Origin of the sequence: Megasphaera hominis, from assembly GCF_014269395.1 — a bacterium.
Classification (GTDB): domain Bacteria; phylum Bacillota; class Negativicutes; order Veillonellales; family Megasphaeraceae; genus Megasphaera; species Megasphaera hominis.
In genome coordinates, this window is record NZ_JACOGK010000004.1 from 97379 (window position 1) to 108542 (window position 11164).

Annotated in this window: 11 protein-coding genes; 2 read left to right on the forward strand and 9 right to left on the reverse strand. The window is 52.3% G+C overall.

Annotated features, from left to right (window positions below; genetic code table 11):
- Positions 1-2 precede the first annotated feature (2 nt).
- The 5 genes from H8J70_RS02310 to H8J70_RS02330 all read right to left on the reverse strand — a co-directional run bounded on the left by H8J70_RS02310 (position 3) and on the right by H8J70_RS02330 (position 3759).
- Positions 3-1166 (reverse strand): efflux RND transporter periplasmic adaptor subunit, encoded by a 1164-nt coding sequence (locus H8J70_RS02310; protein ID WP_186502223.1) that lies wholly within the window; start codon positions 1164-1166, stop codon positions 3-5.
- Positions 1150-1824, reverse strand: a complete 675-nt coding sequence (locus H8J70_RS02315) for a TetR/AcrR family transcriptional regulator (protein ID WP_186502225.1) — start codon at positions 1822-1824, stop codon at positions 1150-1152. Before H8J70_RS02315 ends, H8J70_RS02310 begins: the two co-directional genes overlap by 17 nt.
- A gap of 136 nt (positions 1825-1960) precedes the next feature.
- A complete protein-coding gene (gene thiW, locus H8J70_RS02320) occupies positions 1961-2473 on the reverse strand; it encodes an energy coupling factor transporter S component ThiW (protein WP_186502227.1) in 513 nt (170 codons plus the stop codon).
- Positions 2466-3275, reverse strand: coding sequence for a hydroxyethylthiazole kinase (gene thiM / locus H8J70_RS02325; protein ID WP_186502229.1), 810 nt, complete (start codon positions 3273-3275; stop codon positions 2466-2468). The genes thiW and thiM overlap by 8 nt, the downstream gene beginning before the upstream one ends.
- 13 nt (positions 3276-3288) lie before the next feature.
- The gene (locus H8J70_RS02330; RefSeq protein ID WP_186502231.1) at positions 3289-3759 is read right to left on the reverse strand and encodes a NanQ anomerase/TabA/YiaL family protein; all 471 of its coding nucleotides are present in this window, start codon (positions 3757-3759) and stop codon (positions 3289-3291) included.
- Between the two features lie 105 nt (positions 3760-3864).
- Between H8J70_RS02330 and H8J70_RS02335 the strand changes: the two genes are divergently transcribed.
- On the forward strand, positions 3865-4362 hold the full coding sequence (locus H8J70_RS02335; protein ID WP_186502233.1) for a flavin reductase family protein: 498 nt from the start codon (positions 3865-3867) through the stop codon (positions 4360-4362).
- A gap of 49 nt (positions 4363-4411) precedes the next feature.
- Here the strand turns inward: H8J70_RS02335 and ftsY are convergent, their stop codons facing one another.
- The 3 genes from ftsY to H8J70_RS02350 all read right to left on the reverse strand — a co-directional run bounded on the left by ftsY (position 4412) and on the right by H8J70_RS02350 (position 9767).
- On the reverse strand, positions 4412-5356 hold the full coding sequence (gene ftsY / locus H8J70_RS02340) for a signal recognition particle-docking protein FtsY (protein WP_186502235.1): 945 nt from the start codon (positions 5354-5356) through the stop codon (positions 4412-4414).
- Between the two features lie 2 nt (positions 5357-5358).
- Positions 5359-8913: a chromosome segregation protein SMC gene (gene smc, locus H8J70_RS02345; RefSeq protein ID WP_186502245.1), complete on the reverse strand. Its 3555-nt coding sequence runs from the start codon at positions 8911-8913 to the stop codon at positions 5359-5361.
- A 173-nt stretch (positions 8914-9086) separates the two neighbouring features.
- On the reverse strand, positions 9087-9767 hold the full coding sequence (locus H8J70_RS02350) for a DUF554 domain-containing protein (protein ID WP_186502247.1): 681 nt from the start codon (positions 9765-9767) through the stop codon (positions 9087-9089).
- Positions 9768-9982: 215 nt separating this feature from the next.
- Between H8J70_RS02350 and H8J70_RS02355 the strand changes: the two genes are divergently transcribed.
- Complete coding sequence (locus tag H8J70_RS02355; protein ID WP_186502250.1) at positions 9983-10936, forward strand: magnesium transporter CorA family protein; 954 nt, start codon at positions 9983-9985, stop codon at positions 10934-10936.
- Between the two features lie 119 nt (positions 10937-11055).
- On the opposite strand, the gene H8J70_RS12810 is transcribed toward H8J70_RS02355, so the two are convergent.
- Positions 11056-11160 (reverse strand): IS3 family transposase, encoded by a 105-nt coding sequence (locus H8J70_RS12810; protein ID WP_425489114.1) that lies wholly within the window; start codon positions 11158-11160, stop codon positions 11056-11058.
- Between the last annotated feature and the right edge of the window lie 4 nt (positions 11161-11164).

An 11164-nucleotide genomic window follows, 5' to 3' on the forward strand; every position in this document is an offset into this window, starting at 1 on the left:
CTCTATTTAGACGTCGTTGTTGCAGCAGTCGAATCCTTTTCGAGTTCGGCTTTCGTCAGCAAATTCTGATCGAGAGTTGCTCCTTTGGCTTTCTGATAGCCATCGACGATGATCGTATCGCCATCGTTGAGGCCGCTCGTAATGATCCAGAAGTTACCGACTTTCTGGCCCGGTGTGACTTCCTTCGTCTGGGCCTGGCCATTGCCGTCGATGACAGTAATGTAATATTTACCAAGTGTCTGCTGTACAGCCCGCTGCGGTACGGCTAAGGCGTTGCGCTGTACCTGCGTATCAGAAACGACCGTTGCATAGAGGCCCGGAATGAGGACATTATCGGGGTTGTCGAAGACAGCCTTGACGATAATGGAGCCGGACGTGCCGTCCATGCCGTGGTTGATCTGCGTGACGTGGCCTTCATAGGGATACATAGTGCCATCGCTCAAGCGCAGCATGAGGTGGCTGCCCCAGTTATTAGGCATATTGCCGGTCCCCTGTTTGGTCATCTGCAGATATTCTGCTTCACTGACGGAGAATTCTACATAAACCGGATTGGTCGAGGAAATGGTGACCAGTGCCGTCGAGCCGGCTGTAGCATAGGTGCCGATAGGAACATCGTCGACATTTAATTTACCTGAAAAAGGCGCATATACAATCGTATCGTCAACGTTATCCTGGGCTGCATCTACTTGTGCAGCGTTCGCTTCGAGAACGGCCTGCTGCTGCGCTGTAGCAGCTGCCTGGTCGGTTACGGTCTGCTGGGAAATAGCATCCTGGCTGGCCAATTCCTGGTAGCGGCGCAAATTGAGCTGCTGATTGGCCAGGTTGGCAGCGGCCTGAGCCTGCGTAGCCTTGGCCTGAGCCAAGGCTGCATCATATTGGCGGCTGTCCAAACGAAACAGGGCCTGTCCCTGTGATACGTTCTGCCCGCCTTGTACATATTTTTCTACGACACGGCCGGAAATCTTTGGCTGTACAGGCACCTTTTCCGTAGCCGTTACGGTACCGCTGTATTCAGCAGCTACGGGCATATCTTCTGCCTGTACCTTATACGTGTTAACCTTTACGGCTGCCTTTTGTGCCCCCTCTTGTGAGCCACAGCCGGCCAATAAGGCAACCACCGTCAGTAAGGCGATGCCTAATGTCCCTAATTTACGTTTCTGTATCATGCAATACTAGCCCCCTGTCTTTTTTTATTCCATAAAGAATGATACGGATGCATTTTTCCATATATTCCGGGTAAGAGAAATCATCCTTCGTCTGTTCCACATAATCTAAGACGCCATCGGATGCGCTGCGCAGTATATGCATGAGCAGCTGCTGATCGAATTCCCGGAACTCTTCACTGGTCTGGGCTTCTTGAAAGAGCCGTTCCAAAAGGCTCCAGTCCCGCTGGGAGTATTCATCCAGGCCGGCACAAATCTCAGGCATTTTGGTAAAAATCTGATTGGCCCTGCGCATGGAAAATACACCTGTCGTACGCGTGCGGATTTTGAAAAAACCGACGAGCTTTTCTTCTGCCGAAAGGCTTGGATCCTGCAATAGTTCCAAATGCCGGTCATAAATGGCGTCCATCATGGATATCAGTGCTTCCTTGATGATTTCTTGTTTTGATGAAAAATATTCGTATAATGTCCTCTTGCTGATACACATCTTGCGGGCCAGGTCGTCCATATGGAAATCAGGCCCTTGTACTTCAATTTCATCGAGTGTCGCGTTCAGAATATCCTGTCGTATATCCTGACGCGACCGCTTGCGCATGGTACAGCGCGTCTCCTGTTGTTCTGACACGGTTTGTCGTTTCTCGTCTACTAATTCATTACTCATAGCATCACCTGATCTTCATCCCCTATATTAAAACTAGAATCGAAAACTCAGTACCAGTTTATAGTTTAATATACCAGGCGTCATTAGTCAATGCAAATAGGGCTTTGACAACAAAATTCGTGACGGGAAACACTGTTTATCGTTTCAGTAAATCTTCTGCCAGTTTTTTCAGGGGCAGGATTTTTAAGAGCACAGCGGCGCAAATGGAGCCGATGAACGTATTGGGCAGGAAAGCTACGATAAAAAACCACAAAGCAACGGCCTTGGAATCGAGGATGAAGGCTGCCAGCGGATAAGCGATGAGGCCGCCTAAGACACCTGTGCCGATGATTTCACCAACGACGGCACCCCAAATGGAGCCGGTCTTTTTATAGAGGATCCCCGAAAGGCAGGCACCGATCATGCTGCCCGGATAGGCCAGGATCGTACCGACGCCCATGGCTATACGGATAGACGAAATACAAAAGGCGCCGGCCGTCGAATAACGCCAGCCCAAGAGCACAGCCAGGAGCACGTTGATCAAGTGCTGCAAGGGAAAGACGCGGGCGCCGCCGAACGGAAAGGAAACGAACGGTGCCAAGAGGACGCCAAGAGCGATAAAAAGAGCTGTTAAGGTGAGTTTTTTTAATTGAATTGCCTGATCATTCATAGCTATGCCAAACCTTTCCCAAGCTGGCATACATGTCAGCCTGCAAACTATATAACGAATCGAATAATTGCTGATGAAAGGTGCCCGGTCCCTGGCTCTTCCTGGCCGCCTGTTCACCGGCCAGGCCCATAGAAAGGACACCGCCCACGGCCGCTACAAAAGGCGACGTTACGGCTGCAAAGGACGCGATAAGCGACGTAGTCATACAGCCTGTGCCGGTCACGTAGGTCAGCATGGGCGTGCCATTTGCCAGAAGGAGGGACTGGGTCCCATCGGACATAGCGTCGACGGCGCCGGTAATGACGACAGTCGTCCCCAGGGCCTGGGCCATTTGGGTAATCAGGGCTGCCGTGACCTGGCCTTTGGCGTGGTTATCTACGCCGGGATTGATGCCGCTCCGTCCCTGGACGAGGCAGGTTATTTCGCTAAGGTTGCCACGAATGACACTGACCGGGATTTCCTGCAAGAGCTCCCGTGCCGCTGCCGTACGGTACGCCGTGCCGCCGGCACCGACAGGGTCGAGGACAACCGGCACGCCTGCCTTAGCGGCAGCCTTGCCGGCGCGCAGCATGGACGTCAGCGTCCACGGCTGGAGGGTACCTAAGTTGAGCACCAGAGCCTGTGCGGCCCGGGCCATATCTTCTACTTCTTCCGGAGCCCAGGTCATGGTCGGTGACGCGCCAATGGCCAAGGTGGCATTGGCACAATCGTTGACCGTTACGACATTTGTAATTTGATGAATAAGAGGCCGCCGGGCCCGCAGTGTGGTGAGAGCCTGTCCGGCTGCGTGTAATACATCCATAGGTGCGGCTCCTTTACACGTGTATTTTCATAATGATTTTGCGCACACCTGCACCCGTACCGTCCGGTGCACAGAGCGTGCGATGGCCGTCGGCCGGCGAAAAGATAGCAAAGGTGCCGGGCGTCATATGAATGACTGCATCCTTTTCCGGCGAACCGTCGTAAAACCAAAGATCCTTTTCCGGCTGGGACGACTGGACCTGGCCTGCGTCAAAAAGTGGCTGCCAGCCAATGTCTTCGGCCCCTTCCAGGAGAAACTGGATATCCACATACTGCCGGTGTGCTTCGATAGGCCGGTCCGCAGCCGGCGCTGTCTGTGATTCATCGACGTTAAAATAATGGGGACCGGTCAGGTCATGACGGCCGGTGGTCAAAATTTCCGGCGGCAGCAGGGCCAGTTCGGCCAGCTTTTCAACCCACGGCTGTAAGAACGACGGCACCATAGCCGTGTCTTCTTTCCACTGTTGAATATTGCCTACATACATATAAATCCTTCTTTCCTATACTGATAAAACTGATTTCGACTTTTACAATCTATGTTATAATATATATATGTTATATATTATACAGCTATTTAGGAGGTACCTAGTATGTTAGAAGCCAAAGAATATGCAAAAATTTTTGCCGACCGCATTGCCAAGGGGGCGTTCCTCACCACCTGTGACGGCCAAAAATCCGATACGATGACTATCGGCTGGGGCAGCGTAGGCTACATGTGGGCCATCCCGACGGTTACGGTCATGGTCCGTCAGACCCGTTTGACCAAAGAAAACCTGAACCAGGTCAAAAGCTTCACCATTTCCGTACCGGTTGATGATTCCTATAAAGACGCTATTGCCCTGTGCGGCACAAAATCGGGCCGCGATCTGGACAAATTCGCAGCTGCCGGCCTGAAATGCAAAGCTTCCAAAGCCGGTACGACACCGGTCATCGACGGCAAGGGCCTCTTGCAGCTTGAATGCACAGTCCTCTATGAACGTCTCATGGATGTCGACGCCTTGGCACCGGAATTAAAAGACAAATGGTACACAGGCGATACGGAACATACGATTTACGTCGCCAAGATTACGGACGCCTATTTGGATTAATGCCCCTTTAGGCAGGACAGCCTGTTTCCTCGGAAACAGGCTGTTTTTTTTAGTCTTCTTCCTGTTCATGGGCTTCAACGTTGCGGTCAAAGAGAGCATCGGCAAACTGGGCCGCATCAAAGGGCCGCAGATCATCGACACCTTCGCCGACACCGACCCAGCGGACCGGTACGCCCAAGGTCCGTTTGACCGACAGGATAACACCGCCCTTGGCCGTGCCATCGAGCTTCGTCAGGACGACGCCCGTCAGGGGTACGACTTCGCCAAAGAGCTTGGCCTGGCTGACGGCGTTCTGGCCGGTCGTCGCATCGAGGACGAGGAGCGTTTCCTGCGGTGCACCATCAATATTCTTGCCAGCGACGCGGGCCATCTTGCGCAATTCTTCCATGAGGTTGGCCTTGACGTGGAGACGGCCGGCTGTATCGACGAGAAGAACGTCAATATGACGGGCCTTGGCAGCCGCCGTCGCATCGAAGACGACAGCCGCAGCGTCGGCACCTTCCTGATGCTTCACGATAGGTACACCTGTCCGTTCCGCCCAGATGGTGAGCTGTTCAGACGCAGCGGCACGGAACGTATCGCCAGCGGCAACCATGACCGACTGGCCCTGTTCTTTATAATATTTGGCTAATTTGCCAATGGTCGTCGTCTTGCCTACACCGTTGACGCCAACGATAAAAATAACCCGCGTCGTACCCGTGCAATCCGGTACAGGTTCGTTATTTTCTTCGAGGAGTTCGACAATGCACTTTTCCAAATAGGGCACGACGTCGTTGCCGTCTTTGATCTGCCGCGATTTAACACCTGTGCGGATCTGGTCGAGGAGATATTCTGTCGTTTCTACACCCATGTCCCCGGTGAGCATAACAGCTTCCAGGTCATCGTACATATCTTCATCGATCTTGGCGTACCCCCGTACAACCGTTTCAATATTCTTAATGAGCGAGCCCTTCGTCTTTTCCAGGCCCTTGCGCAAGCGCGAAAAAAATCCCATACTTAACTTCCTTTCTGCATTACATCATCTACTTTTACCGTCAAAAGGCGTGAAATGCCCTTTTCTTCCATGGTCACACCTTGCAGTGTATCGGCAGCTTCCATCGTCTTGCGGCGGTGGGTAATGACGATAAATTGTGTCGTTTGACTGTATTTCTTCATATAATCGGCCATGCGGATGACATTAGCTTCATCCAAGGCAGCGTCGACTTCGTCAAAGAGAATAAACGGTGCCGGATGGTAGGCCTGAAAGGCCAGGAGCAGGGCAATAACCGTAAGCGCCCGTTCCCCGCCGGAAAGGAGGGTCAGTGTCTGCTGCTTCTTGCCCGGCGGCTGAATCGTAATTTCGACACCGGCGTTGAGGACGTCGCTTTTATCGGTAAGGCTGATCTGGGCCTTGCCGCCGCCAAAGAGCTGGCTGAAAATCCGCTGGAAATGACCGCCAATGACACCAAAGGCCTGGGTAAACTGCTGGCTCATGGCGTCATCAATTTCTGCTACCACCGTCTGCAGGCGTTTGCGTGATTCCAGCAGGTCATCACACTGGGTACGGTAAAACTGCTGCTTGGCTACAGCCTGCTCGTAGTCTGTATCGGCGTTTGGATTGATCTGCCCTAAAGCGGCCATCTGTTCCTGTAGGCGGGCCAGGTGCTCCGTCAATTCCTTTAAGGATCCCTCGCGCCGCCGTTCCAACGCCTGTTCCCGCGTCAAGCCCTGGCGGGCCAGGTGTTCTTCACTGCGGGAGATTTCACTGCGGTACTTTTCTGCCTGCATTTCGGCTGCATGGACCTGATGATTCCACTTTTCCTGATCTGCCCGCAGGGAAGACAGTTGCTGATCCAGTTCCTGGTTTTTATGGAAATTGGCTTCCCGCGCAGCATAGAAGGCCTTCTTTTCCTGATCCTTCGCTGCCGTTTCCTGCTCTTTTGCCGCTATATTCGTTGCTAATTCCTGCAGGAGCTGTTTTGTTTCGGCCTGGCGCTGCTGCAGCTGGTGGCGCCGCTCAGAGAGGCGCTGCCATTCGCCGGCAGCCTGGTCGGCCAGGTCCTGCTGCTGTTGCTGCTGGGCCTGTATATGCCGCACCTGCTCCTGCAGCGTCGCCAAGGCGACCTGCCGTTCCGTCAGAGCCTGGCGGCAGCTTGCCAATTCTGCCTGGGCCTGGCTCAGGCCGGCTTCCAGTTTTTCTGTATCGGCCGCAACCGGTGCCGCCTGGGTCGTAAGTTCTTCTTCCTTAGCCCATAAGGCTGCCTGTATTTCCGAGCGGCTGTCATACAGGTGTTGCAGCTGCTGACTGGCCTGACTGCTGGTCTGGCTGGCCTCGGCAACTGCCGTTTTTGCCTGTTCCAGTTGCCACGTCAGCTGCTGTACTGCCAGCTGCCCTTCTTGTACGGCTTTGCGCACTGCTTCGGCCTGGCTGGCAGCGTCCGTAAGCTGTTGGCGCAAGGCTTCGCCTTCCTTAGTCAGGGCCTGCAAGCGCTGGTCTGTATCGTGCCATTGTGTCTGCAGGGATTGGATCGTCGCCCGCCGGCTGAGAAGGGAGCCTTCCCGGTTCTTGTTGCTGCCGCCGGTAAGGGAACCGCCGGCATTAAACAGGGTACCATCAAGACAGACGATACGCAGGCGGTGTCCGTATTTACGGGCCGTTTGCGACGCGTCAGCCTGGCTTTCAGCTACGAGAGTTTTCCCCAACAGGGACGAAAAAATCCGGGCATATGCTGCATCGTATTGAATGAGGTCACTGGCAAAGCCCAGGATTCCCTTTTCCTTGGCTGCTGCTAATTCATCGGCTGTGCGCCGCCGTTCTTTCACCGTATCGAGGGGCAGGAAGGTCGTCCGGCCAGCCCGCCGCTGGCGCAAGTAGGCAATGGCTTCTTTGGCCGTTTCTTCTGTACGCGTGACGATGTAGCGGGATGCACCGCCTAAGGCGATATCCATAGCCGTCACATAGTCTGCCGGCAAGGTACACAGCTCGCCTACGAGACCGCAAATATCGGCCTGCCAGGTTGCCCGTGCTTCGAGGACCGTCTTGGCTGCCAGGCCGGCGCCTTCGTGTTCCTGTTCCATACTTTCCAGTACGTGAATACGCTGCTGCAAGGCTGCCGCCTGGCCTTTGAGCTGACGGTATTCCTGCTCAGCCCGGGCCGTTTCGCGGCTCTGGAGCTGCTGCTTTTGCATTACCTCTTCCAGCTCGGCCTGCCAGGTCTGCAGTTTTTCCTGTGCTTCACACAGGCTTCTTTCCCCTTCGTGCTGGCGGCTTTGGGCCTGCGCTGCTTTTTCCGTTTCTTCTGTCTGCTGCCGTTCCAATTCCTCTGCGCGCTGCCTGTTTTCATCGAGACGGCGCCGCAGGTCTTCTATTTCTCGTTTCAGGATGAAGAGGTTCTGGGCCTTTTCCGTGTTTTCTGCCTGCACCTGAGACAAGGCAGCCTGCATGCGGCTAACCTTCTCTTCCGCTTTGGCTAAGACGGACTGGGTCAGGTTAAAGCCCTGACGGGCTGCTTCGCAGGCGGCCTGGCGCTGGGCCAGGTCGTGCACGCTCTGTTCCTGCTGGGCCTGAATATGGGCCTGTTTCTTTTTCGTTTCCGCTTCTTCTTCTTGCAGCTGTACGTGCGAACGAAGGAGTTCTTCCTGGCGTGTCACAAATGCTTCCTGACGGCTTTTCATGCTATCCAGTTCATTATGAACGGTCAGGGTTTCTTCATCGAGGCGGCGCAGATCGGCACTTTCCTGTTCCATGACAGCGAGTAATTCTTTTTTAGCCGCTTCTGTCGCTTCCGTCTGCCGTGACAGGGCCCGGTACTCGCCGGTAGCGGCAATGCGGTTATTTTCTGCCTTAGAAAGGAGCCGTTCGGCATTGCGTAATTCCTGCAGTGCCAGCGTTCCCGCATAGGAAATGCGTTCACTGTCGAGGGCCCTAAAGGCAGTAAGCCGTTCAGCCTGGGCTTTTAACGGCACGAGCTGTTCTTCCAGGACGCCCATCATATCGTGAATGCGTTCTAGATTATGCTCTGTTTCGGCAATCTTTCGCAGTCCTTCCTGTTTACGGCTTTTGTAGCGGCTAATACCGGCCGCTTCTTCAAAGATGAGACGCCGTTCTTCCGGTTTACTGTTTAAAATAGCATCTACCCGGTTCTGACTGATGACGGCCATGGAATCCTGGCCGATCCCCGTATCGGCAAAGAGCAAATGAATATCCTTTAAACGGCACGGCCGTTTATTGATAAAAAATTCACTCTCGCCGGAGCGGAAAATACGCCGCGTAATGACTACTTCCGTAAAATCTACGTCCAGCTCGTGCTGGCTGTTGTCAAAATACAGGGATACTTCTGCCGCCCCCTGGGGACGTCTCTTTTCCGTGCCGGCAAAGATAATATCTTCCGACTTTTGTCCCCGCAGGTGACGTACATTCTGTTCGCCCATAACCCAGCGCACGGCATCGGAAATATTACTTTTGCCGCTCCCGTTGGGGCCGACAATGGCCGTAATGCCATGGGCAAAGGTCAAGGTTGTCCTGTCTGCAAAGGATTTAAATCCCTGCAGTTCCATTTTTAATACCTGCATATTTTGTCAGCATTCCTTTACATCATCCATTTATTATCTGCTTGAGAACATAGTGCAAGCAATAATAACATACATATAATATCATACTTCAGAGCGACATACCATGACCGGCGGCGGCATAAAAATAAAAAAACCGTTTACGCCGGTATACCCGGTATAAACGGCTGCCTTTTTCAGACGAAAAGATGGTAATACAAAATAGGAATGAACAGGGCCGGCAGAAAATCGGCTACCTTTAATTCTGTTACGCGGAACATATTAAGGGCAATACCAAGGATCATAACGCCGCCTACCGCATTGAGCTCGCGGATAACGTCCGGTGTCATAAGTGGCATAAAGAAACTCGCCAAGAGAAAGAAAAAGGCTTCATAGACCAGGTTGACCAGGCCGACGGGAACGACGCCCAGACCGTAAATGGTACCGAAAATGAAGGCCGACGTAAAGTCGAGGACACTCTTAAAGTAGAGAAGGTCATTGCTGCCCAGGGCGGCCTGAATGGGGCCGAGAATAGCGAGGGCGCCGACGACCTGCATGACCGACAAGGTGACAAAGCCTTTGACAAAGGTGTTGTCTTCACCTGGCCGCTGCATGCGCCGTTTCAAAAACTCACCAAACTGCTGCATGCGGTCTTCAATACCGATGATCGTCCCCAAAAGAGTGCCGACGATGAGGCTCGCCAGGACGAGGAGCAAATTCTGGCTTTGCACGGCGCTTTGGACGCCCATAATGGCAACACATAAGGAAATGACGCCGAAAATGGCCTTCGTATATTTTTCTGAAATGCCCCGTTTGAGGAAAAACCCCAACAGGGCGCCTAAAGACGCCGTAACGCCGTTGATAATGATTGCAATCATGCTGGCTAACACTCCTCACTTCACGCTGATAGCTATTATTATAGCAAACTTCCCCTCTCTCTGCCAGGAAATGAGCGAGAAAGCGGCCTGGAGGTAAATTTTACATACCTATGACAGGGAATTTCCTGTTTTCCCTTGACTTACTCCCTATTTATGATTATATTGTACTTTGGACTTTATTCTTACCCATCACACCAGGAAAGAGGGCTGCCGCCATGATTCAGGTTTATAAGCACAACAATGGTCACCTCGATGACGATATTTCCCTGGCTTCTGCAGAGAAGGGATCGTGGATTCACGTCGTAAATCCTAGCGCCGAAGATTTACAGCTCGTTTCCATGGTTACGGAAATCCCCACAGATGTATTAAAAACCTCACTGGATACGGAAGAACGTTCCCACGTGGAACTGGAAGACGAATACATTTTCGTCGTTATTAATATTCCTATTATTATGGAAACGGACAGCTACGACACACTGCCTCTTGGCATTTTCATTACGCCTGATTTTATCATTACGCTCTGCATCCAGGAAACAGAAGTCATGCGGACGTTTACGGAAAATAAATACCCTCTTTTCTATACCTTTAAGAAGACGCGCTTCCTCTTTCAGATCCTCTATCGTACGGCCACGCTCTTCCTGCGCTATTTGCAGCAGATCAATCACCGCACAGACGATATTGAACAGGACCTGCGCCATTCCATGCAAAACAAGGAATTCTTTCTCCTCCTGGAGTTACAGAAATCCTTGACCTATTTCACATCGGCCCTGCGCAGTAACGGCACGGTTATGGAAAAGCTCATGCGCCTGCGCCGCAATACGTCCCTGCATCACCTGTTAAAGATGTACGAAGAAGACGAAGACCTCCTGGAAGACGTCATTATCGAAAATAAACAGGCTATTGAAATGGTTGAAATGTATTCCAATATTCTCATGAGTACGTCCGATACATTTGCTTCCATCATTTCCAATAACCTGAGTATTGTCATGAAATTTTTGGCCTCTATTACGATTATTCTGGCCGTACCGACCAATCTCTTCAGCCTCTGGGGCATGAACGTCCCGGTACCGCTGGCCGACAGTCCCTTGGGGTTTCCCATCGTCATCGGCCTGGCGATTCTTTGTTCGTGCATCGCCATCTACATGCTCTGGAAGAAAGATCTCTTTTGATAGCTGCGCGTTACCTATACGGATAAGAGCCCGTTCCACCTTGAACCGCTCCCCGTCAAGTAGACAGAGCAAAAAATAAAACATGTACTTATTCTGCCACCGATATCCGGTGGCAGTTTTTATGCTGCCACGTAATAGTTATTGTGCTTTTCCATCGGGGTTACTACACCCAGTTTTCTCTGTAAACGCTTAGTATTGTAATAGCCAATGTAATCTTCAATCATTGCA